At 68.3% G+C, this 24,872-nt stretch carries 23 protein-coding genes and 4 pseudogenes; 13 read left to right on the forward strand and 14 right to left on the reverse strand.

The genetic code is table 11. The features are described 5' to 3' along the window. The first annotated feature begins 34 nt into the window (after nt 1-34). Nucleotides 35-967, forward strand: coding sequence for a hypothetical protein (locus O1Q96_RS26455; RefSeq protein WP_269250516.1), 933 nt, complete (start codon nt 35-37; stop codon nt 965-967). Next, nucleotides 964-1,491, forward strand: coding sequence for a peptidase inhibitor family I36 protein (locus tag O1Q96_RS26460; protein ID WP_269250517.1), 528 nt, complete (start codon nt 964-966; stop codon nt 1,489-1,491). Before O1Q96_RS26455 ends, O1Q96_RS26460 begins: the two co-directional genes overlap by 4 nt. Before the next feature lie 225 nt (nt 1,492-1,716). On the opposite strand, the gene O1Q96_RS26465 is transcribed toward O1Q96_RS26460, so the two are convergent. Beyond that, nucleotides 1,717-2,409 (reverse strand): carbon-nitrogen hydrolase family protein, encoded by a 693-nt coding sequence (locus O1Q96_RS26465; RefSeq protein WP_269250518.1) that lies wholly within the window; start codon nt 2,407-2,409, stop codon nt 1,717-1,719. A 166-nt stretch (nt 2,410-2,575) separates the two neighbouring features. After that, nucleotides 2,576-3,208: a DUF2461 family protein gene (locus O1Q96_RS26470; protein WP_269250519.1), complete on the reverse strand. Its 633-nt coding sequence runs from the start codon at nt 3,206-3,208 to the stop codon at nt 2,576-2,578. 322 nt (nt 3,209-3,530) lie between these two features. Between O1Q96_RS26470 and O1Q96_RS26475 the strand changes: the two genes are divergently transcribed. Both O1Q96_RS26475 and O1Q96_RS26480 read left to right on the forward strand, forming a co-directional pair. Further along, nucleotides 3,531-3,917 carry a hypothetical protein gene (locus O1Q96_RS26475; protein ID WP_269250520.1) on the forward strand — a complete coding sequence of 129 codons (387 nt, stop codon included), beginning with the start codon at nt 3,531-3,533 and terminating at the stop codon, nt 3,915-3,917. Nucleotides 3,918-3,926: 9 nt separating this feature from the next. After that, nucleotides 3,927-4,679 carry a class I SAM-dependent methyltransferase gene (locus tag O1Q96_RS26480; protein ID WP_269250521.1) on the forward strand — a complete coding sequence of 251 codons (753 nt, stop codon included), beginning with the start codon at nt 3,927-3,929 and terminating at the stop codon, nt 4,677-4,679. A gap of 357 nt (nt 4,680-5,036) precedes the next feature. Here O1Q96_RS26480 and O1Q96_RS26485 read toward each other — a convergent pair whose 3' ends face one another. The 3 genes from O1Q96_RS26485 to O1Q96_RS26495 form a co-directional block, all read right to left on the reverse strand. Continuing rightward, nucleotides 5,037-5,594, reverse strand: coding sequence for a dihydrofolate reductase family protein (locus tag O1Q96_RS26485; RefSeq protein WP_269250522.1), 558 nt, complete (start codon nt 5,592-5,594; stop codon nt 5,037-5,039). A gap of 500 nt (nt 5,595-6,094) precedes the next feature. Next, nucleotides 6,095-6,514 carry a hypothetical protein gene (locus O1Q96_RS26490; protein WP_269250523.1) on the reverse strand — a complete coding sequence of 140 codons (420 nt, stop codon included), beginning with the start codon at nt 6,512-6,514 and terminating at the stop codon, nt 6,095-6,097. Nucleotides 6,515-6,852: 338 nt separating this feature from the next. Beyond that, nucleotides 6,853-7,383, reverse strand: coding sequence for a GNAT family N-acetyltransferase (locus tag O1Q96_RS26495; protein WP_269250524.1), 531 nt, complete (start codon nt 7,381-7,383; stop codon nt 6,853-6,855). Between the two features lie 230 nt (nt 7,384-7,613). On the opposite strand from O1Q96_RS26495, the gene O1Q96_RS26500 reads away from it, so the two are divergent. Next, on the forward strand, nt 7,614-8,144 hold the full coding sequence (locus O1Q96_RS26500; protein WP_269250525.1) for a GNAT family N-acetyltransferase: 531 nt from the start codon (nt 7,614-7,616) through the stop codon (nt 8,142-8,144). A gap of 98 nt (nt 8,145-8,242) precedes the next feature. On the opposite strand, the pseudogene O1Q96_RS26505 reads toward O1Q96_RS26500, so the two are convergent. Further along, nucleotides 8,243-8,499: pseudogene (locus tag O1Q96_RS26505) on the reverse strand (SDR family NAD(P)-dependent oxidoreductase); the annotation flags it as partial. Nucleotides 8,500-8,594: 95 nt separating this feature from the next. On the opposite strand from O1Q96_RS26505, the gene O1Q96_RS26510 reads away from it, so the two are divergent. Beyond that, nucleotides 8,595-9,224 carry a TetR/AcrR family transcriptional regulator gene (locus O1Q96_RS26510; protein ID WP_269250526.1) on the forward strand — a complete coding sequence of 210 codons (630 nt, stop codon included), beginning with the start codon at nt 8,595-8,597 and terminating at the stop codon, nt 9,222-9,224. Between the two features lie 278 nt (nt 9,225-9,502). Here the strand turns inward: O1Q96_RS26510 and O1Q96_RS26515 are convergent. Further along, nucleotides 9,503-9,841: pseudogene (locus O1Q96_RS26515) on the reverse strand (response regulator transcription factor); the annotation flags it as partial. 181 nt (nt 9,842-10,022) lie between these two features. Here O1Q96_RS26515 and O1Q96_RS26520 point away from each other — a divergent pair. The 4 genes and pseudogenes from O1Q96_RS26520 (at nt 10,023) to O1Q96_RS26535 (ending at nt 13,402) form a co-directional block, all read left to right on the forward strand. After that, nucleotides 10,023-10,637, forward strand: a complete 615-nt coding sequence (locus tag O1Q96_RS26520) for a DedA family protein (protein WP_269250527.1) — start codon at nt 10,023-10,025, stop codon at nt 10,635-10,637. A gap of 273 nt (nt 10,638-10,910) precedes the next feature. Next, entirely contained in the window at nt 10,911-11,828 is a 918-nt protein-coding gene (locus tag O1Q96_RS26525; RefSeq protein ID WP_269250528.1) for a DUF6891 domain-containing protein, read from the forward strand. Between the two features lie 204 nt (nt 11,829-12,032). Further along, nucleotides 12,033-12,497 (forward strand): annotated as a pseudogene (locus tag O1Q96_RS26530) (zinc-binding dehydrogenase); the annotation flags it as partial. A 452-nt stretch (nt 12,498-12,949) separates the two neighbouring features. Next, entirely contained in the window at nt 12,950-13,402 is a 453-nt protein-coding gene (locus tag O1Q96_RS26535) for an NUDIX hydrolase (RefSeq protein WP_269250529.1), read from the forward strand. A 175-nt stretch (nt 13,403-13,577) separates the two neighbouring features. Here the strand turns inward: O1Q96_RS26535 and O1Q96_RS26540 are convergent. Beyond that, a pseudogene (locus O1Q96_RS26540) lies at nt 13,578-13,790 on the reverse strand (GNAT family N-acetyltransferase); the annotation flags it as partial. 165 nt (nt 13,791-13,955) lie between these two features. Further along, entirely contained in the window at nt 13,956-14,411 is a 456-nt protein-coding gene (locus tag O1Q96_RS26545; protein ID WP_269250530.1) for a GNAT family N-acetyltransferase, read from the reverse strand. Between the two features lie 282 nt (nt 14,412-14,693). On the opposite strand from O1Q96_RS26545, the gene O1Q96_RS26550 reads away from it, so the two are divergent. Then, nucleotides 14,694-15,821 carry a glycoside hydrolase family 12 protein gene (locus tag O1Q96_RS26550; RefSeq protein ID WP_269250531.1) on the forward strand — a complete coding sequence of 376 codons (1,128 nt, stop codon included), beginning with the start codon at nt 14,694-14,696 and terminating at the stop codon, nt 15,819-15,821. A 189-nt stretch (nt 15,822-16,010) separates the two neighbouring features. Here the strand turns inward: O1Q96_RS26550 and O1Q96_RS26555 are convergent, their stop codons facing one another. After that, a complete protein-coding gene (locus O1Q96_RS26555) occupies nt 16,011-16,247 on the reverse strand; it encodes a hypothetical protein (protein ID WP_269250532.1) in 237 nt (78 codons plus the stop codon). 387 nt (nt 16,248-16,634) lie between these two features. Between O1Q96_RS26555 and O1Q96_RS26560 the strand changes: the two genes are divergently transcribed. After that, nucleotides 16,635-17,306 (forward strand): hypothetical protein, encoded by a 672-nt coding sequence (locus O1Q96_RS26560; RefSeq protein WP_269250533.1) that lies wholly within the window; start codon nt 16,635-16,637, stop codon nt 17,304-17,306. 152 nt (nt 17,307-17,458) lie between these two features. On the opposite strand, the gene O1Q96_RS26565 is transcribed toward O1Q96_RS26560, so the two are convergent. The 4 genes from O1Q96_RS26565 to O1Q96_RS26580 form a co-directional block, all read right to left on the reverse strand. Then, nucleotides 17,459-18,370 carry an IS3 family transposase gene (locus O1Q96_RS26565; RefSeq protein ID WP_269250189.1) on the reverse strand — a complete coding sequence of 304 codons (912 nt, stop codon included), beginning with the start codon at nt 18,368-18,370 and terminating at the stop codon, nt 17,459-17,461. Next, nucleotides 18,367-18,696 (reverse strand): transposase, encoded by a 330-nt coding sequence (locus O1Q96_RS26570; RefSeq protein ID WP_269250188.1) that lies wholly within the window; start codon nt 18,694-18,696, stop codon nt 18,367-18,369. Before O1Q96_RS26570 ends, O1Q96_RS26565 begins: the two co-directional genes overlap by 4 nt. Before the next feature lie 35 nt (nt 18,697-18,731). Continuing rightward, complete coding sequence (locus tag O1Q96_RS26575) at nt 18,732-22,328, reverse strand: WD40 repeat domain-containing serine/threonine protein kinase (RefSeq protein WP_331276067.1); 3,597 nt, start codon at nt 22,326-22,328, stop codon at nt 18,732-18,734. A 401-nt stretch (nt 22,329-22,729) separates the two neighbouring features. Continuing rightward, nucleotides 22,730-23,260, reverse strand: coding sequence for a hypothetical protein (locus tag O1Q96_RS26580; protein WP_269250534.1), 531 nt, complete (start codon nt 23,258-23,260; stop codon nt 22,730-22,732). A gap of 382 nt (nt 23,261-23,642) precedes the next feature. On the opposite strand from O1Q96_RS26580, the gene O1Q96_RS26585 reads away from it, so the two are divergent. After that, nucleotides 23,643-24,800 (forward strand): hypothetical protein, encoded by a 1,158-nt coding sequence (locus O1Q96_RS26585; protein ID WP_269250535.1) that lies wholly within the window; start codon nt 23,643-23,645, stop codon nt 24,798-24,800. Nucleotides 24,801-24,872: the final 72 nt, after the last annotated feature.

Raw genomic sequence — 24,872 nt, forward strand, 5'->3', positions numbered from 1 at the left:
GACCGGCGAGGTGTGGGTGTAGGGGGGAGACCTGGTGCGTAGATCTGGCGTGCTGTCACTGCTGCTGTTCGGAGCGTTGACCGCCTGCGGGCCAGGTGGCCCGACCGCGTCCCCTTCACGCACCGCGCAGCCCGCTCCGTTTCTGCGTCAGGCCACCAACACTGAGCTGGCGACGCTGCGCAGGGCCGAGGACATCCTGGAGCGGCGCTGCATGGCACGCGCCGGTTTCCACCTGCCGGCGGCGTCCAAGCCGGTCCGGACCGGGCCCCAGCCACCGCCGATGGCGCTCGTCCTCGGCGACGTGCCATGGGCCCGCGAACACGGCTACGGCTCCCGCGTCCGCACTCCCGAGGAGACCGCCCGCCTGCGGGCGAACGACCCGGTCGGGGACTACCTCCGTGCGTTGAAGCCGCAGCGGCGTGCCGAGGCGCTGCGCGCGTGGCAGGGCGGCGGCGTGGACACCATCGAGGTCACCCTGCCCGGCGGCATGACCACGGGACGCAGCACCCGCGGATGCACCAGCAAGGCCCGCGGAGAGTTGTACGGCGACTTCCGTACATGGTTCGGCGCGGACGCCGTGGACCGTGATGTCACGGGGCTGGCCATGAGCCGGGCACAGGCGGATCCCGCGTACACGAAAGCGCTGCAGCGCTGGTCGGACTGTGTGTCCGAGCGCGGACTGCCCCAAAAGTCGCCACAAGACCTGCGGGCCGCGTTGGGCGACGTGGCACCCAGGGCCAAGGAGATCAAATACGCCGTTGCGGAAGCGTCCTGCGCCGTTGGCTCCGGTCTGGCGGAGGTCGCCGGGGACGTCGAGGAGCGGCATCTCACCGACGTGCGCGAGCGCTATCGCGCCGACGTGGCCAACGCGCGTCGTATGCGGCTTGCCGCGCTGCCGAAGGCGGAGCGGATCGTCCGCGACGAAGATCCGTCGCGGTACCACACCGAGAAGAAGGGTACGAGATGAAGCAGTACGTACGAAGCGTTCTGGCGACGGCGGCCGTGATCGGGCTGGTGGCCGCCGCCGGGCCCGCCATGGCAGCCACGGATTCGGGGCCGGCCGCACCGGCGGCGGCCGGCGCGGCGCCTACCCCGGTACGGTCCGGCGCCGACCTCAGCAAGCTGGCCGCGGCCGACGGTGCGGACGGGTACCTCTACGCCTACGACCTGCCGAACTTCCAGGGGGCCTCGTGCCGCTGGGACAGCAACGACGAATGGTGGGGAGACAACTGCGGCAACTTCAACGACCGGGCCACCTCCGTGTGGAACAACGGTTTCCCCGGCCTCTTCAGTGAAGTCGCGCTGCGCCGGGACGTGAACCCCAGTACGAACCAGTCATCGTTCTGCATCGAGGCAGGCAACTACTACGGCGACCTCTCGCTGGGCTACGAAAAGTTCCTCGACGGCGGCTGGGCGGACAACGCGATCAGCGGGCACCGCTGGTTCACCGACGACGCGGACTACATCCACGACCCGCACTACGCCTGCTGACCGCAGCAGGCAACCGGGTCCAGCACACCAGCCAGCGCGGTACCTGGGGGTCGTACGCCCCCCAGGTACATGCGGGCACATGTCTCCGCCGTCTCCTCCCGAGCCGATCCGAACGAGCCGTGGCCCGACGTGTTCCCGCACTGCCTCGGCGCCGACAGCACGAGCGCCCGCCGGGTGAAGGAGGACTGCCGTGGTGCAGGTGCGACTCCCGCAGGCCCCTTGGGCTCACTCAGTGAAGACCGCCCGCGCGAAATCGTCCGGGTCGGCGCTCGCCTCGGCGATCAGCTTTCCGTCGGCGGACCAGATGCCCGAACGGCCTGACGTCCGGTCGAAGCCGCCGCCGGTCGGACCCGCGAAGGCCGCGGTGGCGACCCACACTCCGTGGTCAGCGGCCACGCGGCGGGCGCGCTCGCCGTGGACCTCAGCCTCGTCATCGGCGTGGACGACCCCAGCGACGTAACCATCCATGCCCAGTGCGGCCGTCTTCGCGGCGTGCTCGGGGATGCCGGTGTCGCGGCAGACAGCGATCCCCAGCCTCCATCCGTCCACGTCGATCACAGCACACTCGCCGGGCACGAAGCGGGCAGCCTCACTGCCGTGCAGATGGACCTTTCCATAGGCCACGCGCGCGCCGGCTCCGTCCACAGCGAGGACGCCGATGCGCGGCCCCGGCACAGGCGCGCCGACCAATGCGAGCGTTCCGGTCTCGGCGCACGCAGTGATGATCGGAGCCAATCGTTCGTCGTCCGGGGAGACCGGCGCGGCGTCCAACTCGTATCCCGTCAACGACATCTCGGGGAACACCACCACTCGCGCGCCCGCCGCCCTCACGGCCTCGGCGTGAGCCACCGCGTTGGCCGTCACGTCGTGAGCCGCGCACCTCGGTTGCGCCACCGCGATACGAAGCGGATGCTTCACTGTGGACTCCTTTCGTCGAATCGCACGATCACTCTGAACATCGGTTCCAGGCCGAGCCGTTGCGCATCTCTCTCACAAGTCCCGCCGGCGTCTCCACCGGCACCACACCAGCCAACCGCCGACAGCCCTGTGTGGTTCCTCCTGTACCGCGCGGCGCCGCTCCTGATCAGGCGGGGCTCTTCACATGGCGGACCAGCCACGTCATCAGGGAGTCCAGGTCGGCGGCGGCTGACAGGACCCGTTCGACCGCCCGGGGGGTGTGCAGCCATTCCTCACAGCCCAGGGGACGGGCGGCGATCAACGAACGGTGCCGCAGCAGGTCGGTACGGGAGTGGTCCGTCGGGTAGCCGCGCGGCGGACGCTTCATCACGTCCCCGGAGATCTCGTAGCCCTTTGTTCGCAAGTCCGCGACGATGGCGGACAGTTCGCGGCCGCTCCCCTCCGAGGCCACAGCCTTGCGGAACGTGTCCACCTGGCCGGGATCGGGATACCACCAGGCGCCCTGGATGCGCAGACCGTCCAGGTCGAACCGCAGGCCCATCTCTATCTTGCGGTTGAGCCGGATCACCGCGCCCTGGTGCTGCCACCACCAGGAATTGGTGCGGTAGTGCCAGACGGAGAAGTCCTCGTACCGGGGGTCGGTGTCCGCGACGTCGTTGAGCAGAGCAATCATCGGCTGCCGGACCAGACGTTCACGGTCCGCACGGCAGCGTTCGCGAGTCGCGTGGGTCGGTTCGCCCTGCAGTTGCCACAACACGTCCATGGCCTGCTCCGGCCAGCCGGTGAACTGTCCACACATACGCGCAGAATAGCTCGTCCATGATCCGCACGAGGGGAGAACGAGACCGGCAGCAAGGCGTAGCCCGGGACATGGCGAAAGGTGCCGCGAGTACGGGCGCGTCGCCGTAGCCGACGTCGCGACCGCCGCACGCCCTTCACAGCGTGGCTTGGCGACCCGTTCTGGGCATGGACTGGGGCTGCGGTCGTCGTGCGGCCCGGCCGGTGGCCTCAGGCCCGGCTGTCACCGGCGCTGACCGGTTCCGCAGCGTTCACGTCCGGACTTCTCGCCCAACCGCGAGATGGCTCGGGTTCTCGCCGAACAGATCCGCGACCACACCGGCTTGACAGTACTGCCGAAAGCCATCGGCTATCAGAGCTATCTCACCCAGCTGTCCAGCACCCACCGCGAAGCCTTCCGCCTGGTGCTCATGGCCGCCCCCTGGCCCGCTCCGGTCGCGCCACTGGTCCCCTTCACCCACCAGCCACTCGCCCCGGCCTCCGACGGGCAGACGTCCGCCTTCAAGGACGCCGTGTTCCGTGCCCTGGCCGCGGACGCCCCGCAGGAACACCTGCGACTCACCACGCGAGCCGAGCGTCTGCTTGCGGCAACGGGGCAGTTCTGCCTGTTCGGACGGCTGCGGTCGGCAACACGGCTGCGGGTGAGGAACTACATCAGCCCGCCGTCCGGCTGGGTGGATCTGTCCGCGTGCGAACCCCTGCGAAGCTGAGGACCAGCGATGGCGAAGTTCAACTATCTCAAGGTCAACGAACGGTACTGGGACGCCAACAGTGACCTCTACCACGACGCCCACCCCGAGCACTTCGACGCGAGCCGGCACCCCTCCTGGGGCATCTGGCATCTGCCGGAGAGCGATCTGAGGATCTTCACCGACGAACTGCCCCCGGGGTCACGGATCCTCGACCTCGGCTGCGGCATCGGGCACGACACCGTCGGGTTCGCCCGCGCGGGATTCCGGGCCTTCGGCGTCGAGTTGTCCTCCGGCCAGTTGTCCCACGCCATCACGGACGGCGTCGGAGGCTTCGTCCAGGCCGCCGCCGAGCGTCTGCCATTCCGATCGGAGACGTTCGACGCGGCGTTCTGCGACCACGGAGCCTTCGGCTTCTCCCCGCCCCTGCCCCTGCCCCTGCTCAGGGAAGCTCACCGGGTACTCCGCCCCGGGGGCGTCCTCGGGCTGTGCACCTACTCTCCGCTGCTGCAGATGTGCTTCGACAACCGGACAGGCACTGTAGGGGAGCAGCTCTCGAACCCTTACGGCGACGCCAAGGTGAAGTACAGCGGAGACGTGGTGGTCTTCCACTCCACCCACGCGCAGTGGATCGACATGTTCCGCTCCTGCGGTTTCTCCGTCGAGCGGCTGGTGGAACCGACCGCTCCGGCCGGCGGTGACACGTACTTCCAGGAATCACTCGACCGGAGCTGGGCCGAGAAGTGGCCGGCGGAGGTCCTCTGGAAGGTCCGCAAACTCTGACATCAGCGTCGACCGCTCACGGCGAGCCACGCCCGACCCGGCTCCACCTCGCCCGAGCCGAGGACTGTTCCCTGCGTGCCAGGCACCTGCTCGGTGAGACCGGATCCCGCTGGACAAGGGGATGTGGCGCGCAAAACGGTGTTCGGCTTGTTCGTTGCGCTGGCGGCCGTGCTCGCGGTAGCACCGCTCACCAGCGCGGAGCAGACCGAGACCGCCGCCTGCTGCGGCATGCCGCCAGGCTCGATGTAAGGGTGCTCACCGCTGGATCGATCTCGTATGTGGGTCCGTCGTTCGAGCTGACGGGCCCTCATGCCTGATACAGAACGGGTCGTCGGCAGCGTCAGCAACCGGTGCGGCTCAGCATGTCCGGTAGCGCGCGTAGATCAGTCCGCTGTCGAAGGCACGCTCCTCGACCAGCTCGAGATCGAGCCGCACGCCGTCGGGGAAGAACCGCTTGCCTCCGCCGACCACGCTCGTGGTGATGAACAGGTGGTACTCGTCCACCAGACCGGCTGCGATCGCCTGGGCCGCGAGGTTGGGGCCGTCGATGGTGAGGTCGTGATCGGCCTCGGCCTTCAGCTTGCGTACCGCGTCAGGGTCGAAGGTCCGCTCGATCCGGGTCTTCGCACTCGACACCGACTCCAGCGTCGTGGAGTACACGACCTTCTCCGCGGCCTGCCAGTCGCGGGCGTACTGCAGGATGTGCGGCGGCTGGTCGGGCTCGGTGTGCGCGGTCTCCCAGTAGACCATCGTCTCGTAAATGCGGCGGCCGTAGAGGTACGTGCCGACGGGGCGGAAGAGGTCGTTGATGAAGGAATGCACCTCCTGGTCCTCGGCACCGCTGCCGAGGCCGCCCTCCGCCGCCTCGGCGTAGCCGTCGAGCGAGGTGATCATCGAGTAGATGAGCTTTGCCATGCGTCTCCTCCAGGTACGAGCGCGTCAGTCTGTCAGCGGTACTGCAGACTGTGACCTCCGCACGGCCGAGAACTCATCGTTCGGCCGACCAACTGATTCCGCCTGCGGTCGGATTTCGGACAGATCACACCCCGGGCTACCCCTGGCCCGCTCCACTGACCCGACCAATGTGCGGCTGCTGGGTGCGGGTTGTTGCGCCGGGTGTCCGACTGGGGTGGCTCAGGTGAGGGGGCCGAGGGTGAAGCCGCCGTCGGCGACGACTTCGGCACCGTGGCGAAGCGTGCCTGGTCGGAGGTGGCGAACAGGACGGAGTCGGCGACCTCGTCGGGGGGGCGTTGCGGGGTATGGCGAGGTCGTCGACCGGAACCAGTGGGTTGCCGTCGGGGCCGTGGGCGAGGGGTGTTTCGATGACCAAGGCTCTCGGGCGCGGCCCCTTGCCACGACGAGGCGCAGCGCGGCGTGATCGCGCCGAAGTGCGGCCTGCACGCGCCTGTCGGCCGTCACCGCCCCCAGTCGAGTTGGTGTTCGGGGGTGCCGGCCGCTCGGCCCCATGCGACTGCCTCTGCGCGGCCTGCTTCGTCGCCGATCCGGTAGCGGAAGTACCGCCCGGCGAACACGATCACGCGGTCAGCGTCATCGACGGTGAAATCGGCCCACCAGCCAAGGTCTGGTTCGAGGGCATCCGCCAAGGCCTGAGCCAGGTCGTCAGCTAAACGATCCGGACCTTCGAAATCGATGAACGTCCAGGTAGAGGGCTGCCCGCTGACAGCGCCATGCAGGCCTTGGCCACCGGCGCGTTCGTGCGGAGGCAGCGTCGATACGGACACCTCGTGGCGCCCCAGGCGGACAAGCCTGAGGTCCGCCGTCCGGATGTCCGCGTCGGCGCGCAGACTTTCAGCAATGACGCGTCCCCGAAGCATGAGTTGCTCCTCGCAAGGTTTCCAGCTGACGGAATCAGCGACCCGGATGTGATGGGGTGACGCGAGACCCGATCTCACGTCAGACGCATCGTGTCGCGGCGAGAGAAGCGCACAGCGCGTTTTCGCCATTCAGCCCCAACATCGGCGCGACAGCTACGGGTTGAGGGACTGCGCGAGCGCCCTGCGCAGTGCGTCAGCCTGGCCGCAGTGGAAGCCGGTCGGCCGAAATACCAAGAGTCCGCGGGGACCAAGTGCATCAAGCGCGCGGTCCGTTGCCACGCGGACTTGCTGGTCGCTGCCGTCATCGAGTGGCTGTCACCGGCACGGTCGTGCACTGCCTACACAGCTATCCAGTAGCGGCGCTTGCTGCCCGCGCTGGTTGTGCGGATGTCCTCCAGGACCCCGCCGTTGCGTTCGATGCTGCGTGCCGATCCGATGTTGTCGTCGTCGCAAGTGACAAGGACCCGGTCCAGGCCGAGCGTGCGAGCCTCGGGCAGAACAGCCCCGAGAGCCCATGTTGCCAAGCCACGTCTCCGGAAGGAGGGCCGGATGCTGTAGCCGATGTGCCCGCCCAGATCGAGCAGAACGGCGTTCAGGTAGTGCCGCAGGTCAATGGCCCCGGCATAACTGTCACCCTCGATGATCCACCAATGGGTGGCGTGGACGCGCTCTTCTCCCAAGACAGCCGACCTGTCCGACTGCTGTATCAGTCTGTCGACCCACGCCGAGAAGACTTCGGGCCTTTCGAGGTCGGCGCCAGGAGCGAGACGCAGGCCAGCCCCGTCCTGATGGGCACCCGGAGACCACTCGTCACGCGCCGCGAGCCATGACGACTGCAAGTGGGCCGTGGGCGCGATCAGTTCAGGCATGCGGGCGACGCTAGCACCCGTTCGTGCCTCGCGATCAGGCATTTCGTGCCGGTCCGGCCCCAACGGCTGCTCCCCGGGACACCTCGGTGGGCGTATTCATCCCAGCCTTGATCCACTGTGGCAGCAGACCCCGGTCAGGAATCGGGTGGGCGGTCGATGGGCGGGGCTGTAGGCCGGTCGGCGCCATAATCACGTTGCGACGCTGGTCAGGAACCGGCCACCATCGACTGATGGCTTACCGGATACGCACTGTGCAAGCGGACGAATGGCTGAAGGCCAAGGCGCTGACACTTACCGCGCTGACCGATCCGGTCGCGCCCATAGCGTTCGCCACGACTGTGCAGGACGTAGCCGGGCAGCCCGATTCCTTCTGGCAGGAGCGCGCCGAAAGAGTGTCGCACGGGACATTCGCGCGGCAGTTCATCGCGGAAGGCTCAGACGGACGTTGGGCAGGCACCGTGGTGGTGCTGGTGGAGCGGCCCGGCGACGAGGACTTCTTCGAGAAGCCGATCCGGTCTCCCCAGGCTCATCTGGTGGGCGTGTTCGTCCGTCCCGAACACCGGGGCAGCGGCTTGGTCGAGCAGCTCTTCGAGGCCGGCATGAAGTGGGCATGGTCCCTGGAGGAGCCCGTGGTCGGCAGAGTCCGGCTTTTCGTCCACGACGACAACCGACGAGCCGCTGCCTTCTACCGGAGATTCGGTTTCGTGGCGACCGGGGTGACCGTGGGCGCGGACCGGGAGATGGAGATCGCACGGCCATAGCCGTGGACAGTTCAGGCCGCCGGAGTGAGTCGGGGACGGCGCGACCGGCCGGCGGGTTCTGCGGGGTGTGGCGCCGCAGCGGTGCCGCAGTGCAACGGATCGGCGAACAGCGCGTCCAGACCCTGTCCGAGCTCCCGCACCCGCTCGTACAGGCGGTCCGCATCGGCCCCGACGCTGACGTCACCGGGCACCGCGGTGGCGTTGCCGATGCGGCGAGAGCCTTCTCCCGCTCGGCTTCGCGTCGGCCGGTGATGAACACGTGCGCACCTTCAGCTGCCAGTCGTCCGGCGGTGGCCAGGCCCATCCCGGTGCCGCCGCCCGTGACGACAACGGTTGTACCTTCAAGCTGGCTCACGCGTATGACCTCGGCAAAGTTCGGCATCGACCGATACTGAATGGGACCCCGACGCTTTACGCACCGCCCGGTACAGAAGGAGTACGATCAATCGCATGGAGACGGGACAGAAGCCGATCGGACGGCCTCGGGGTTTCGACGCCGACAAGGCTCTCGAACTCGCCATGCGGGTCTTCTGGGAACAGGGCTACGAAGGCGCGAGCCTCACGGATCTGACCCATGCCATGGGCATCACCCGCACCAGCATGTACGCGGCCTTCGGCAACAAGGAGGACCTGTTCCGCAAGGCCCTGGATCGCTACACCGAAGGGCCCGCCTCCTACGGAGCCCGCGCCCTGCAGGAACCGACCGCCCTGCAGGTGGCCACCGCGTTCCTCGACGGTTCCGTCCGCGCCACCACCCACCCCGGCTGGCCCACCGGGTGCCTCGGTGTCCAAGCGTCCCTCGCCGCCGGTGAGCCGGGAGGCCACGCGCGCGACGCCCTCATCGCCTGGCGCAACGAACACACCGCCTTCCTGCGCGACCGGTTCCAGAAAGCCGTCGACGAAGGCGACCTGTCCCCCGGCACCGACCCCGGCCTGCTCGCCCGTTACCTCATGACCGTGGCGAACGGCATCGCCGTCCAAGCCGCCAGCGGCACCGCTCGCGACGAGCTCCAGCAAGTGGCCGACATGGCCCTCCAAAGCTGGCCGCCTGCCACAGGACCGGAACAACCGGGCGGCTGAGTCGAGTTCAGCGGGCAGGGGCCGTCATGACCCAGCGCGCCGACGAAACTCCCGACAGGGTGGCCGACTTGGTCCGGGTCGCGTGCTCGACGCGGAAGTGGCCGACCGTCTGACTTCCTGAACCCACAAGCGCGACGCTGTGGCAGCGTGGACAGGCCGGCCTCATGTCCGAGGACTTCGCCGATTTGGAAGATCCTGCCGCACGGTTCGGCCGGCTCCCGCTGCCCCGCGACATCCATACCGACCTGGCAGTGGCCACATGCTCGGTGTGGTTCAGGTCAGGGGGTGCGGCCGGCGTCTCGGGCCACCAGGGCGGCCTGGACCCGATTGGTGACCTCCAGCGCGGTCAGGATGCGGCTGACGTGCGCCTTGACGGTGCTCTCGCGCATCGTCAGGTGTACGGCGATGTCGGCGTTGGTGTCCCCCCGGGCCAGCAGGGCGAGTACGTCACGTTCGCGGGGCGTGAGGCGCTCGAACCGGGCCTGGGCAGCAGTGACCCGGGGCTGGTTGGTGGCGTGGTAGCGGTCGATGAGGCGGCGGGCCGCGGCAGGATGGAGCATGGCCGAGCCGGCGGCCACCAGGTGGACGGCGCGCAGGATCTCGGCCGGCTCGGTGTCCGCGGGACGAAGCCCGCCGCCACGCCGAAGTGGACGAGATCATGGCCGCCTATCAGCGCACGCACGCCACGGGCCGCTGGACGGTGTGGGGCAACCTTCCTCCCGCCCACGTCTGGCACCTGCAACGTCCTCTCGCGTCCACCCCGGATCACCCCCCGGCGCAGTTCGACGGGGCCAGGCGGTGAACGCGCTGTCCGACATCCTCGGCCACCTTCCGCCGGCCTCCGCGTACGCGGTGGTGGCCGCCGCGGTCCTGGCCGAATCGATCCTCCTCGTCGGCGCCTTCATCCCGACACTCACTCTGCTCCTGACCGCGGGCGCGCTGGCCCGTACCGGCCACATCAGCCTTCCTCGCGTCATCGCAGCCGCGGCCGCAGCCGTGATGGCAGGGGACTTTCTCGCCCATCGCACCGGCCGATTCCTCGGTGACCGGCTGCGCGGAGGCCGCATGGGCCGCCGGATACCGGGCCCCGCCTGGCACCAGGCCGAGACCCTGATGGCGCGCCACGGCGGCCGAGCGGTCTTCCTCGCCCGGTTCCTGCCGGTGGTGCGCACCCTCGCCCCGCACTGCGCGGGCGTCACCCGCCTGCCCTACCGGCGTATCGCCCCCTACAGCATCGTCGCCGCCTGCACGTGGGCCACCGCCGAAGCCGGGATCGGATACGCCGCCGCGACCACCCTCCGGCACACCCTCACGCTGGCCGGCCCCGTGTTCGCCCTGGTCGCACTACTTGCGATCGGGTGCACACTGCTGTGGCACCGGATGCGCCGCCGTATACCACCCAGCCGGTCGTGATCACGGTGAGTACGTCCAGATGAACCGGCACTTCCGGCACCGACACCTCGCAGAACTCTGCCGCTCTCCGGCAATGTCACGGCACGCGTGCCCGAGCTGCTCCTCGGCGAACACACGGCTGGGAGCACGGGACAACCTCGCAACGTGCCGTTCAAGCAGCCGGGCCGGCTCGTGCCGATATCGGGTCGGCAAGCTCAGAAGCTGCTGTCCGGGCTTGGTCAAGGCCCCGGTCCCGGGAGCCGCTATGTCAGCGGGGTATGTCAGAGTCTGCGAATGCTCGCGATCGTGGTGAAGACGGAGAACCGGGAGCGGCACGTTCGTGTGTCCGCCGAGGATTTGGCCGCGCTGGTCCGGCGCGTAGGCGGTGACGGTGATCGCTTCCTGGTGGTCCAGCGAATACCCGACCTGCCCCACGTCTTCGCTCAGCTCTGGCACGAGGACGGCGGGGACTACACGCTGGAGTACCGTGACGGCGCTGCCGACCGGCACTTCCAGGTGAGGGTCGACGATCCAGAGGCGGTAGTCGCGGCGATGACCGGTTGGGCCAGCCGGGCAGCCGGTTGGGATGCCGGCCTGGCGTGGTCATTGGTGGACATGGGCCCAGTCCGTGAGGTGCCGCTGCTCGACCTGGACGAAGGCGAGCGCGAGGAGTTGGAGAAGCGCGTTCGCGAGGTGCTGATCGGCGGATACGGCACCCGCGCCGAACTGGCGGAGACCGCTGAGGAGTACCTGGTCACCGCGGACCGCCGGCCCGTCTCGCGAGAGCAGGCCGAGGCGCTGGCGGACCGGTTGTGGCTGGAGCGTGTCGCGGAGCAGGCCGACTGGCGGGGCGAGACTGACCCTGAGCGGCTCACCAGCGCGTTCACCGCCTTGGAAGGCGCTGGCATCACCGCCCGCGAGAACTTCACCTGCTGCCGCAGCTGCGGCCAGTCCGAGATCGCCGATGAGGGCGGGTCCGACGCCCGAGGCTTCGTCTACTTCCACACGCAGTGCACGGACTCCGCCGCCGCCGGCCACGGGCTGATGCTGCTCTTCGGTGGCTTCGACGGCTCGTCCGAGACCACCGAAGCCATCGGCCACGAAGTCGTAGCCGCCCTCGAAGCGGCCGGCCTCCCCGTCGAGTGGGACCGCGACCCCGGCCGGGCCATCACCGTCACACCTCTGGACTGGCGCCGCCGCCTGGTCGGATAGAGGTCGTCCTCGGAGCTTTCGGCTGAGCAACGGCATCCGAGCGGACGTCGCTCCTCGAGTCACTCAGGCCGCCTGCACGTCGCAGAGTTGCGGCGAGCGGTGGTCGGCCCACAGCCTCTCCGCACCGTCGGTTCCCGGCTGGTACTGAGGGCGGACGTCTCGCCGTGGCCGCGGTCTTCCGCAGCCGACGCACCGCTCGCTCTGCTGGCCGTAGCCCTCGGGGCCACGACGTCGGTCATCAGCCGCTCGCCCGGCAAGGCCGACGACGCACGACGTCTCGGCGCCCAGGCCCTCGTCGTATCCACTGACCCGGAACAGATGGCCAAGGCCCGGGACAGCTTCGACGTCGTCATCGACACCATCTCCGCGCCGCACGACCTGGCACCCTATATGCGGCTCGTCGCCATGGACGGCACCCTCAGCCATCTCGACCACCTCGGACCGCTCACCGTCACCACCATGGACCTGCTCGTGGGCCGCAAGAAGCTCACCTCCGCAGGCAGCGGCGGCCGAACAGCTACGGCAGCCATGCTCGGCTTCTGCGCCGACAACGGCATCATCGCCGAGATCGAGCTGCTTCCTTCATCCCAGGTGAACGAAGCCCTGGACCGCCTCCGCCGCAACGACGTCCGCTACCGCTTCGTACTCGACATGTCCGATCTGAGTTGAGCTCCAGCCCCTCCAGCCCCTCGCGTCGTGGACGCCCCGTCGGTCTTGGACCCGCACACCCGACCACCGGCCACCTTGATGAACAGGCCGGGCACGCCCTGGGTCAACGCAGACCAGGCGGGGGGCGCCCCGTCACAGAACCGCCAACGCAGGACAGCTCGCTCTCCTCGAAGACGACTTCACCGGGGAACAGCGCTTTCAGGCCGGTCAACCGGGCTGCCAGCGCATGGAGTTGAACGACCGCTTCGCGCCACTCGCCGTCCGTGCTGCAGGAGAGGCCCGACGAGGAGCGCATTCAGGCGTTGCGGCACCGGCCAAAGGCTCCACGGCGATCCTTGCGAGTTGACACTTGGGGACGCCTGGTCGGTACCGTTCCCCGCAGTGGCACCCTGCTCCCCCTTCCGACGGGTGCCACACCCTGCCCATCGTTTCCCTCACCCCTCCGAGGCCTCGTGCGACGACTCCTTGCCCGTCTCTGGCGACTGCTGCGCCCTGTCCAGAGCCGCGTCATGTGGCTCCTCAACGCCAAGTTCGTCGTGGGTGTGACTGGTGTCGTGCGTGACGGCGAGGGACGGGTCCTGCTGCTGCGGCACCGCATGTGGTCTCCTGGCCGCCAGTGGGGACTGCCGAGCGGCTTCGCGCGCAAGGGTGAGGACTTCCGTTCGACCGTGGTGCGCGAGGTCAAGGAGGAGACGGGCCTCGATGTGGAGGCAGGTCGCCTGGTCATGCTGAACAGCGGATTCCGCACACGGCTGGAGGTGGCCTACGAGGCCCGCCTGGTGGGCGGCGAACTCCGCCTCGATCCCTTCGAGATCCTGGAGGCACGCTGGTGCCGGCCGGACGACCTCCCTGAGGGCGTCCAGCCGGTGTGCCACCCGCTGGTACGGGGCGAGACGACGCCCTGACAGTTGAGCCGACCGGGCTTCGTCGCCCGCTCACTGGTGCACGTCAACACGCTTACGACGCAGGAGGCCTCGGCCGATGCGAGGTGGGGGGCCAAGCTGACCGGCGCAGGGCGCGGTGTGCCCTGCAGATGTGGCCGGGCCGGGAACCGTGTGCTGTTCCCTGCCCGTGACCGGATCAGTTCCAGGTCATGTTGATCGCGCGTTCGAAGTTGACGTATCCGGCGCGCCGGAAGGCGTTCGCCATGGGAGTGTTGCTGAGATCCGTGGACGCCCGGATGCGCGGAACCTTTTCCTCGGCGAGGACGCGGGTACCTTCGGCAAGGATCTCGTCGATGTAGCCGTTGCCGCGGTGCGCGGGCAGAACGGCCAGGTAGGCGATGATCGAGTTAGCGAGCGCGAGTGTGACTGCGGGTCATGTGAGCCTCGTATTGATCACAGAGGCGTGCAGTGAACGGCTCCAGACGACGCAACCTCCCTCTGCCGTCGAGCAGTTCGTCCACCTGAGTCCCGACCCGGCCCGGGGGCCGTGGCGGCGGCACCCCCGAGGAATTCGCTACAGCTCCCGTTCGGCAACGATCTCGCCGTCGACCACCTCGCCGGTGACACGGAACCCGAGCCGCGTGCAGAAGGGCTCCGGCCCACCGTCACCCGGCCCCCACGACACCCACAGCCGCCGTTCACCGCGACGCCGGGCCTCGGCACACACCGCCGCCACCGCGAAGCCGCCGTATCCCCGGCGCTGATGATCCGCAGCGATGTTGAGGCGCCACAGATAGCTCCGGTACGCCTCCACCGCGTGCGCCGGGTCGAAGCCGGCCATGACGAACCCGACCAACTGCTCCCCGTCACAGATCGCCCGGGGCCAGGCGACCTCCCCGTACGCGTAGGCCTCGGCCAGCGAGGTCACGACCGGGTCGACGAATCGCTCCTGGCCAGGCCCCACGCGCAGCCGGCACACCGCATCGACGTTCTCCGGTGTGACCTTCACCAGGTGCAGGGAGGGACTCACGGATCGACACTCCTCGCATGACCGGTCGGCCTCGACTACTACCACCCGGGCGCCCAAAAGTCGCCGCCCGACCGTCTGAGGCCAAAGCGGGTGCAGCCCGCACGCCGCCGTGGCGTACGGCTGCACCCAGGCATTTGCATTGCACGGCCACCGCAGGGTTGTCAGGGGCATGACTGTACTTCTACAGTCCCAGCAGAACGGAAATGGGAGCGCTCCCAGCACGGGGGAACCCGGGAGTGCCAGCACGACCTCCATCTCCCGGCAGCTCCGAAAGAGGTCCCCATGCGACCGCTACCGCATCTTCCACGTGCCGTACGCGGCGCGCTGGGCGCGCTCGTCACCGCGTTCGCGACCATCGCCGCACTCTCCACCGCCACGCTGCCCGCCCAGGCCGACACGACCGTCTGCGAACAGTTCGGCTCGACCGTCGTCCAGGGGCGCTATGTCGTCCAGAACAACCGCTGGGGCACCAACGAGCCTCAGTGCGTCACCGCCACTGACGCCGGCTTCCGTGTCTCCCGGGCCGACGGTTCCGTACCCACCAACGGCGCGCCCAAGTCGTATCCCTCCCTGTTCAACGGCTGCCACTACACCAAGTGCTCGCCGGGCACCGCTCTCCCCGCGCAGCTCTCGAGCATCTCCAGCGCGCCCAGCAGCATCTCGTACGGCTACGTCGGCGATGCCGTGTACAACGCCTCGTACGACATCTGGCTGGATCCGGCGCCCCGCACCGACGGCGTGAACCGGACCGAGATCATGATCTGGTTCAACAAGGTGGGACCGATCCAGCCCATCGGCACCCAGGTCGGCACGGCGACGGTGGGAGGACGCACCTGGCAGGTCTGGTCGGGCAGCAACGGCGCCAACGACGTCCTGTCCTTCGTCGCCCCGTCGGCGATCGGCAGCTGGAGCTTCGACGTGATGGACTTCGTCCGGCAGGCGGTGACCCGCGGACTGGCACAGAACAACTGGTACCTGACGAGTGTTCAGGCCGGCTTCGAGCCCTGGCAGAACGGCACGGGACTGACCGTGAACTCGTTCTCCTCGACCGTCAACGCAGGGGGCGGCGGCCCCGGCGGCCCGGGCGGCGGCACGGCCTGCGAGGTGGCGTACACCACGAACGTGTGGCAGGGCGGCTTCACGGCGAACGTCACCGCCACCAACACCGGTTCGGCGCCCCTCGACGGCTGGCGACTCGCCTTCACCCTGCCCTCCGGCCAGAGCATCACCAGTGCCTGGAACGCCTCCGTATCCCCGTCCTCGGGACCGGTCACGGCGAGCGGCCTCACGCACAACGCGAGCATCTCCCCCGGCGGCAGCCAGACGTTCGGGTTCCAGGGCACCTACGGCGGCGCGTTCGCCGCTCCGGGCGGGTTCAGCCTCAACGGGACTGCCTGCACTCGGGCGTGACCGGACCGGCGCCGGGCGCTCGTGTGGCGTCCGGCGCCGCTCCATGGCCTCGTTGCGTCCGGCCGGAATGTGAGGCGAACAGCAGAGTGCCACTGGGTGCGACGGCATCCAGCAGGTCGCGCAGCGCAAGGTAAGGCGCCGACGCGCTCTGGCCGGCCCGCCGTGGCCACCGAGTGGGACTTGCCGAACTCACTGCCGAGCTGCGCTCGTGCCCACGATGTCGATGGCGACCCGCAGCGGTGTCTCCGCGCGCCCCAGCAGTTCGCGGGTGATTGCGATGGCCTGGATGACGGTCACGCCGCGCTCGTACAGGAAGGCCTGAACGGCCTCCATGCCGTCGCTCTCGAGGATTGGTCGTGACTGCTCGACCAGCGCGACCCAGCGTGCGGCCTCCTCGGGACGTAGTCCGTGGACGTAGTCGAACATGTCCTCTTCTTTCCGTGCTGAACCGGTGGACGACTCACGTGCAGTCGGACCGCTCGTGGCACTCACTGAGAGTCGCCGCCGTCGGCTACGGAGGCAGCAGCCATTCCCATGCGGGCCGCGAGCTGGGCAACATCCGCGATGTCGCTGTAACTCACCTGGACGCCGCCCGTCTTACGACGAGTGGAACACACAGTCCCGTGGACGAGTTCGCCGAGGTGCGGCGAACGAGCTGGTTTCGCAGCCGCGGTGAGTGATCGTGCGGGAATTGCCACCCACCCGCAAGACAGAAGGCGCGTCGTACGAGACGCCACGATGCCACAAGAGATCCAGAGCCCTTGCTCCGCCATCTCACCGGCGGAATGCCCGACGAGACGCCATGATGGCCCGATGGGAGACGGGAACGCGTTGCCGACCCTCGCGGGAGCGCTCGTCGGCGTCCTGGCCACAGGGCTCGTAGGGTGGTTCGGCCCTTTGCGGCTCCAGCGGCGACAGGCCGAGGCCAATGCCGGGCTGCAGGAACAACTGCGCCTGCACGAACTGGGGCTGGAAGAGATGCGGACACGCAGCGCTCTCGAGCTGCAACGCCTGCAGTACGAACACGAGCGGGAGTTGGGCGCGGTGCAAAGCGCACAGGCGCGGGTCGATCGGATCGTGTGCTTCCGTCTGGTGGGCAGCGCCTGGATGCAGGCGATCGTGGCCGCGCTGAGCCGCCTGGACGCAGGAGAGCAGGTGGACCCAGCAGTCCTCGACGAGGAGTTCACAAGGCTCCGGCGGGAGACGGATGAGGCGGCTGCACGATTGATGTTGGACGGGGTGTGGGTGTCGTCGGCCGATGACGAACACGGGATGACGGCCCCGCTGTTCGCGGCGATGGCCCGCGCGACGGAGGCGCTGCGTCGCCATGTGGTGGGCGAGGTGGCCCGCCCCGCCGTCGCAGCGGGTCCGGTTCCGGCGGAGGTACGGGAGGCGGTGCGCGCGGCCGAAGTTGCTCGGGAGCATTTCCGGGCGACACTGTTCGAACTGCTGGCGCTTGAGGGGGCAGGGGTGCGCCGTCTGTGAGAGGGGCGGGCGGTCTCTCCCGGATCAGGGACAGATGTTCCGGTAGGGAATGTTCGGGATGTGCATCTGCCACTCCTGCCGACTCAGCGTACGGCTCGCTTCCGCGCATACGGCCTTGACGATTGTCAATCCCCTCGGACTGTGGAGATCTTCTAAGCGGCCAGCTCCAAGGCGGAGTTGGCTCGGTGGTCGTGTTCGTAGTCGATCGGGCTCCGGTAACCGCACACGCTGTGTAGCCGACGGGTGTTGTAGAAGCCGGTGATCCAGGTCGCGATCCTGATCCGGGCCTCGGTGCGGGTGGCGAAGGTGTGCCGGTGGACGTACTCGACCTTGAGTACGCTGTTGAACGCCTCGCTGACGGCGTTGTCGAAACATGACCCGACCCGGCCCATGGACTGCGTCACGCCCAGACGCCGGCAGGCCCGGCGGAAGCGCCGGGACACATATTCGCTGCCCCTGTCGCTGTGGAAGATGACGCCCTTGACGTCGCCGCCACGGGTGGCCGCGGCCATGTTCAAGGACGCAACGACGAGTTCAGCGTCGTGACGTGCACCCATCGCGTAGCCGAGCAGGCGGCGCGAGAACAGGTCGATGACGGTGGCCAGATACAGCTTGCTCTCACCAGTGGCGATCTCTGTCATGTCGCCGCACCACACCTGGTCTGGAGCGTCGGCGGTGAAGTCGCGGCGGACAAAGTCCGCGAACGCGGGCCGTTTGCCGGGGCGGGTCAGCCCGCCCCGTCGACGGATCTTCCGTCCGGCCAGGCCGAGTTCGGCCATGAGATGCGCGACGGTGTTCACTGAGACGCGCCAGCCGGCGCGGATCAGGAGGAGCCAGACCTTCGGAGAACCGTAGGTGCCGCCGGAGTTCTCGAAGATCTGTCGGATCGCGTCGGCCAGCTGTCCTCGCCGCACTTCACGAGCGGTGGTGGGCTTGTCGCGCCACTTGTAGAACCAGGACTCCGACACTCCCAGAACCCGGCAGGCCAGGCGGTGCGGGACGTGGTGCTCGGTCCTCTGGTTACCGATGAACGCGGCCAGGGCGGCCGGGTCCGTTTCGGTCACTTCACCCAGAGGACCATGCATCGCTTGAGGACATCACGCTCCATCTCCAGCTCGCGGATCCGCTTGTTCTTCTCCGCCGCATCCCGCCGCAGCCGCTCCAGCTCGGCCCGCTCGGCTTCGCGCAGCCGCCCGCCCGGTGCGGGCTCGGCAGGATGGTCGGACGACGCCGACCCATTGCGCCGCCACCGCGACACCCAGCTGTGCAGCGTGCCGGAATGCACACCGAGCTCCTCGGCGACCTCCGGGATCGGCCTGCCCGTCTCGATCACAATGCGTACAGCACCCTCACGAAACTCAGGCGTGTACGTCCGTTGCTTGGACCCCATGAACCTCAACTTCCCCTGCAATCACGGACTCCACGCTACGAGGGGAGGGACACGATCGCCTGAGGCGCCAAGGCGTAGCTCTCCAGCAGCGGAGTCTTCCCGTCGTCGCTTCCGCTGTCGGAGGTGGTCAGTAGGTATCCCGTACCCGCGCTGAAAGCGAGGCGGGACGGCTGGTTACCCGGAAGGAGCGGATCGCCGATCTTGCGTAGGGTGCTCGTGTCCCACAGCTCCACCGGGTCGCCACTCTGCGGAGCCAGGACCAGGGTGTGACCGTCCGCCGACAAGGCCATCTCTACTGGCGGTTCACCGAACAGCGATCCATGGCTCACCCAGTTCGGTGCGACGACACCAATGGACCGGCGCCGGGCAAGGTCCCACAGACGTACCCGCTCGTCCCCCTCGTCGGCTGCCAGGATGTGTCCGTTGGCGCTGACGGCCACCCGTCTCGTGGATGAGCCGTCAAAAGGTCTGCGGATGATGTCAGTCCGTGTGTCGACGATCTCGCCTTCGTCGGTGATGACCGTGGCGCCGTCCGGTGCAAAGGCGACGGGCAGGCCCGTGACCTTCGGGACCGAGCGGGTCACGCGACCGTTGGAAACGGCCCACAGCCGCAGGGAGTTGGGCCCATGGGTCACGACGTGCCTGCCGTCGGCGGAGAGGACGACGCCCACCGGTGACTCGTAATAGTAGGAGCTGTTGCTCTCCCCGACACCTGGATGCAGTACGGCAAGGACCCGATGCCGTTCTGTGTCCCAGACAGTGACCACCCCCTTGACGGTCACTGCCAGAGTTCGGCCGTCGCGGCTCAGCGAGATCCCCGACACCTTGGCGCCCTTGGCCGAGGTGAATGGTGTTCCCACCACCCGGCCGTCGACGGTGTCATGCAGTTCCACGAAGGGCCGGGAAACGCCACGTCCGGTCTTGCGGCTCACTGCCAGACGGCTTCCGTCCCCGCTGAATGTCGCGTTGCGCGGCGGTCCATTGCCGTACTGCGTAGCGTGCGACCGCCATGCGATGGTGCGGACCGCTGAATGCTCGCGGTCGGCAGGCGTACTCGCGACATAGTGCAGGACGCCCGAGTTCCGTCCGAAGCTGATGCTCGGGGGCCTGTCCACCACGGGCAGTTCGTACAGCCCTACGTTGCTCTCTCTGTCGATGTCCTTGATCCAGATCGCTTCACGTTCGGCGATGGCCAGAAATTGCCCGTCCGGGCTGAAAGCGAACTTGATGTCCCGTACTCCCCTGACGTCGTGCGCGGTGTATGAGAAGGCCGCGTCCTTCACTGCACCAGTACGCGCGTTCCACAGCCCGAGGGCCCAGTCTCCGCTGCTGTCCACGGCGTCGGCGACTCCGCCGGCCACGCCCAGCACGCGACTGTCCGGACTGAACTTCAACAGGTCCACGCCATAGGTCTGCAGCAGCGGCTGCCCGATACGTCGTCCGGACCGGGTGTCCCACAGTTCCAGCGCGTCATGCCGGACGACCGCGAGCCGCCGACCGTCGGGACTGAGGGCCACGAATGACGGACCGACAGATGGCACTCGGACGCGGATGGTCCTACGGTCCTTCACGGTGTCCCAGACGTGCAGTTCGCCACCCTCACTCACCGCGACGGTCCCACCGTCGCCGGACACCTCCACGGGATCGCTCTCGGACGTTCCGTAGGCCCCTTTGCCGAATGACCGTGACGATGGCCGCCAAAGCCTGACTCCGGCTGTAGTCGGCAGGGCGATCACGGATCCGTCCCGGTTCATGACGGCGCGCGAGAACATGGAATCGAACCGTTTCGACCCCAGCGAGAGCGTGCCCTTGACCCTGCCGGTGGCGAGATCACTCACGATGATGCGGGCTCCACCCCGCGCATGGGCAATCGTGGACGTGTCGTCCGACAGCATCGCTGCGCCCGCCGGAACGACGCGTTCGTCCCGCTCCGGTTGGGTGGCCGCTGCCAGGAGGCCCAAACGAGTCTCCTCGAGCTGTGCGATATGCCAGGCCGCCACATTGAGCAACCTGGCGGTCACGGGTTCCCAGCGGCGCAGGGCCTCGGCACGCGACGCGGCACGGCGGGCTGCGGACTCAATCTGTTCCCGCTTCAAGCGCGTGCGGCGTTCCTCGCTCAGGGTATTGATGTTCCAGGCCACGGTGGCGCTGACCACCGCGAGAAATGCCAGCGCCAGAGCGGTGACGGTCAGCCGCCGGCGCTGGGCGCGCCGTCGGCGGCCAACCCGCTGGGCTGTCGCCAGGTAGGCCTGTTCAAGAGGACTGAGCCGCATATGAGCCGGTGCCGTGGTCGACCACTCGACAGTCCGCTCGAGCTCCGTGCCCTGCACCAGCGCATCGTCCTTGCGCCCATGACCCTGCCAGGCTCGGGCGCCCTCGCCCAAACGGCGATGCATGCGCAACCCTTCCCGGTCATCGGAGATCCAGGAGCGCAGTCTGGGCCAGGCCACAACCAGAGCGGAGTTACGGACTGCCACCGTGCTCACCTCGCCATCACCGCAGCTGAGCAATCCTGCCGCGGTGAACGCAGTGAGCACACCGCGGACCGATGCCGCGCGGCCCGGTGAGTCGGCGTCCGACAACTCCGCAAGGGCGACAGTGCAGACGGTGTCGCTCACGCCGGTGCGGTCGTCCGCCGGGACGACCATACGGAGGAACACTTCCCGCGCGGAGTCCTGTTCCGCAGTGTTCAGGCCGGCGAAGACATGCTCGGCGATGTCGCCGAGGGGCAACAGCAGGCCACTCGAGCCGGCTGCCGGCCGCAACAGCCGCGCCTGCCGGGTGCCCTCCATCACGGCCAGCTCCCCGTCCTGGCCGCAGGGCCCTCCCGGGCGGGACGTGAGACCGTACAGCAGCCCCATCGCGCTCGGCCGGTGTACCGGGTCCTCGTCCAGAGCGGCACCCACCAGGGAACGCAGCGGTTCACTCAGCATCGACCGGTCATGCCGACCACCGCGAACGAGCGAAACGGTGTGCCCCAGGTGCTCTCCGCCGAACGGGTCGCGGCCGGTCGCAGCGAACAGCACGGTGGCGCCCCAGGCGAAGACGTCCGCGCTCGGAGCGGCCGGCTCGCCGTCGAACACCTCAGGAGCCGTGTAGGCGGGAGTCCCCGCAAGCCCGGCCGGCTGTGTAGCGGTGAGGTCCAACAGCCGGGCGACACCGAAGTCGATGACGACAGGCCCGCTGCACCCCAGAAGGACGTTGTCCGGTTTGAGATCCCGGTGCACCACCTGTACATCGTGAATCCCGCACAGCGCGACGGCCACGGCGAGCGCCAGCCGGTGCAGGTCCTCACCCCGGAACGGCCCGTGCTCGTCCACCGCTGCCCGCAGGGTCGGGCCGTCGATGAACTCGCTCACGACATGCGGGCGCGGCCCGTGTACGACAGCCTCGATGAGTCGTGCGGTGCAGGCGACAGAAACCCTTTGGGTGGCCTCCACCTCTTTGATCAACCGCCGTGCCGCCTCGGAGCCCTCCGCCTCCGTAGCGTGCAGCAACTTCAACGCGACACGGGCCCCTTCAGGGTCGTACGCCTCGTACACCGTGCCCTGTCCCCCGCTGCCGACCCGGCGACCCAGCCGATACCGCCCCACGCGCAAAGGCTGCAAGGGCGCAGCCTCCTCAGGATGCACCCGGGTCTCCTGCCGCTCTCCATGCCCTGGCGCGCTCAGAGCTCACAAAGGCGAACGACCGGGTTGGGCCCGCTCTTGGGCCGCGCGCGGCTCCCACCCGGGAGGAGTCGATCACTGGCCGTGACCAGTCCAGCTTCTTCGTCGCCCGTGGCTTCTTCCACAGCGCCAAGTGCGGTTCGTGCCACAGGCCGGTCTCGTTCCACACAGCCTGGCGCCACCCACAGTTCGGTCGAGACGATCCACGGCTTCGATCCCTCTTCCCCACGGCAGAACCAACGAGCCATCAGGCCGAAAGTCACATGATCTACGGCTTCCGTTATGCCCCCCAGTGGGACGCAACCGTTGCGGGCTCCTGCAGAGACGGACCACCAGCTCCATCCGATGCTCAGCGAGTTCCGCGGCTAGGACTTTCGAAGTACCTCGCCCATCAGGCGAGACGTTGCCTGATAGGAATTCGATATATCCCCCAGACAGCTCCCCCAGTGCTGCATGCCCTGCGAATCCGGGTCTTTCGCCTCGTGTGGGGTTTTGACCAATGCGCCTATCGCGGCGACACCGTTGTTGAGATGGCCGCAAACTGAGCCGGCGGCTTGGATCACCTCCATGTGACCGCTCGGCCAAAGGTCATCGAGGAAACTCGTATAGGCCGCGACGTACGCCTTTCTGGCGGGCGCCTCGGTCACAGGCTGGTCATCGGCCAGAGCCTGAGCGACGTCGTGCAGAGCCGCCATGGTCTCGTTCACCTTGTCCCTGAATCCGCTGAAGCGCTCCTCAAGATCTACTTCGTGCCGCGTCAGCTTCTCCCGCTGCGCGGTTCGGTCGATCTGCTCACGAGTCGTACGCCCGGCCATGACTGACCCGAGTGCAGCCCCCGCAGCGCTGGAGAACCCCGCTACGGCCGAAGCCAACACCACCGCCGTGGCCTGATCCATCCGACGATTCTGCCTTACCACTGCACTGACGTCACCCCCCGAACTGCGGTGCGCCAGAGCAGACTTGGCAACCCGAGTCGCGGAAGACCACGCCTCTGGCCGGGCGCCTCCCCCGTTGGGGCACCGACGCCGACCGAGATTCTCCGCTGCCCGCTCACCCCACCGGCTCAGCCGTTCATTTCCGCATGGAAAGAAGTGACATCGCAGCATGCGGCGCGGGGCAGCGACGTGATCCGGCGGACGTGCCGCAGGTTCCCGAAGCGGGGACAGCGGGCAGCGGTGCAGGAGATACCCACTCGCACCCTGCGCCGGGAGGGCGGCGCGACACGTTCAACGGCAAGGACCATACTGGTCGGGCCTTGATCTCCCACAGAACGGTTCCATGGTTAAGAACAGCAGCTCTTCGACAACAGTCCCCGACACCGCGTGGCTGGCACGCGGGCGCCATCTCGGGCCCGAACCCGAGCAGGACGTGCGGCGCAACCTGATCGCCCTCAAGGCAGCCGGGGTCCTCGACGACTTCCTGGACCTCGACCCCGTGGAGGCGGCCCGCTCCACCGTCCTGCACCCGCGGGACGAGGCCGCCGACCCCGGCCCGTCAGCCCGCCGGCTCTTCGAGGCCCGCTGGCGCGTGGCCGACGGCGTCACGGTGCGTGCGCAGTTGACCATGCGCGAGCACGGTGCCCGCCGTACGGACGGCGCGGGCATCACCTGGGTCCTGGCCGCCGAGGCGGAGCAGGCATGGGACCCGCAGTGGCCCTCGCCGGCCACCATGTTCTGGCCGGACAGTGACCGCATCGCCTGGGACGACGATGTGCTGCCTGGAGTGCGTCTGCGTACGGCGAACCACCTGCCGAAGGATGAGGACGAGCTCCGCCGCCGTCTGCGGGACTGCTCCCGCGACACTTGGTACATCCACGTATTGGTCCATGAGGCCATGACGCCTGATGAGCGGGGGCGGCAGCCGGTCTCCACGTTCCTGCCACCGAGCCTGCGGCACCAGGTGGTCGAGCACCGGGCCGCTCCGGCGCAGTCTGATATCGCCGACTTCGCGATCAATCGGGAGCTGAAGGTGCGGATGCCGCGCGGCGGTGCCGTCGTCCTGCCCACGAAGCCGCGGAGCCCGGACTACGACGCGGAGCGTTTCACCGTGCACAGTGTCTTCCTGGACGGCTCCGAACCAGCAGAATTCCTCGACCTCATCGAGGAGTTCGCCACGCTGCCGCGACCGCTGCCTGAAGGTGCCGAGCAGGCCCTGACGCAGTTGCGCCAGGGCTGGCACCTGCTGACCCCGGACGAGGAGTTGGTGCACGCTCAGGGGATGGTCATCAAGTATGCCGAAGCGCTCGATGCCATGACCAAATCCTGTGATCTCTACCAGAAGGCGGCCGAAGCAGCGCAGGCCGCATTGGCGGAGTTCACCAGCGGTGACGCTTCGTCCCGGCCGCCGGTGCCGGAAGCGGCCGAGACGAGCAGCTCACCGCTCAACGCCATCATGAAGGGACTCGGCCGCTTCCGAGACCCGAACAGAGAGAAATAGGACGCCCACGCGTGCGTCCGCCGAGCGCCCGGCCGGGTGGAAGTAGATCCCCGCCCTGCCCATCGCGGGGCA

It is taken from the genome of Streptomyces aurantiacus, from assembly GCF_027107535.1.
Classification (GTDB): Bacteria; Actinomycetota; Actinomycetes; order Streptomycetales; family Streptomycetaceae; genus Streptomyces.

What these genes read in the sequence shown, in the direction of transcription:
- O1Q96_RS26460 (WP_269250517.1), top strand. Translation starts at nt 964, where the DNA reads ATGAAGCAGTACGTACGAAGCGTTCTGGCGACGGCGGCCGTGATCGGG.
- O1Q96_RS26470 (WP_269250519.1), bottom strand. Translation starts at nt 3,208, where the DNA reads ATGTGTGGACAGTTCACCGGCTGGCCGGAGCAGGCCATGGACGTGTTG.
- O1Q96_RS26480 (WP_269250521.1), top strand. Translation starts at nt 3,927, where the DNA reads ATGGCGAAGTTCAACTATCTCAAGGTCAACGAACGGTACTGGGACGCC.
- O1Q96_RS26485 (WP_269250522.1), bottom strand. Translation starts at nt 5,594, where the DNA reads ATGGCAAAGCTCATCTACTCGATGATCACCTCGCTCGACGGCTACGCC.
- O1Q96_RS26490 (WP_269250523.1), bottom strand. Translation starts at nt 6,514, where the DNA reads ATGCTTCGGGGACGCGTCATTGCTGAAAGTCTGCGCGCCGACGCGGAC.
- O1Q96_RS26495 (WP_269250524.1), bottom strand. Translation starts at nt 7,383, where the DNA reads ATGCCTGAACTGATCGCGCCCACGGCCCACTTGCAGTCGTCATGGCTC.
- O1Q96_RS26500 (WP_269250525.1), top strand. Translation starts at nt 7,614, where the DNA reads ATGGCTTACCGGATACGCACTGTGCAAGCGGACGAATGGCTGAAGGCC.
- O1Q96_RS26510 (WP_269250526.1), top strand. Translation starts at nt 8,595, where the DNA reads ATGGAGACGGGACAGAAGCCGATCGGACGGCCTCGGGGTTTCGACGCC.
- O1Q96_RS26525 (WP_269250528.1), top strand. Translation starts at nt 10,911, where the DNA reads ATGCTCGCGATCGTGGTGAAGACGGAGAACCGGGAGCGGCACGTTCGT.
- O1Q96_RS26550 (WP_269250531.1), top strand. Translation starts at nt 14,694, where the DNA reads ATGCGACCGCTACCGCATCTTCCACGTGCCGTACGCGGCGCGCTGGGC.
- O1Q96_RS26555 (WP_269250532.1), bottom strand. Translation starts at nt 16,247, where the DNA reads ATGTTCGACTACGTCCACGGACTACGTCCCGAGGAGGCCGCACGCTGG.
- O1Q96_RS26560 (WP_269250533.1), top strand. Translation starts at nt 16,635, where the DNA reads ATGGGAGACGGGAACGCGTTGCCGACCCTCGCGGGAGCGCTCGTCGGC.
- O1Q96_RS26570 (WP_269250188.1), bottom strand. Translation starts at nt 18,696, where the DNA reads ATGGGGTCCAAGCAACGGACGTACACGCCTGAGTTTCGTGAGGGTGCT.
- O1Q96_RS26580 (WP_269250534.1), bottom strand. Translation starts at nt 23,260, where the DNA reads ATGGATCAGGCCACGGCGGTGGTGTTGGCTTCGGCCGTAGCGGGGTTC.
- O1Q96_RS26585 (WP_269250535.1), top strand. Translation starts at nt 23,643, where the DNA reads ATGGTTAAGAACAGCAGCTCTTCGACAACAGTCCCCGACACCGCGTGG.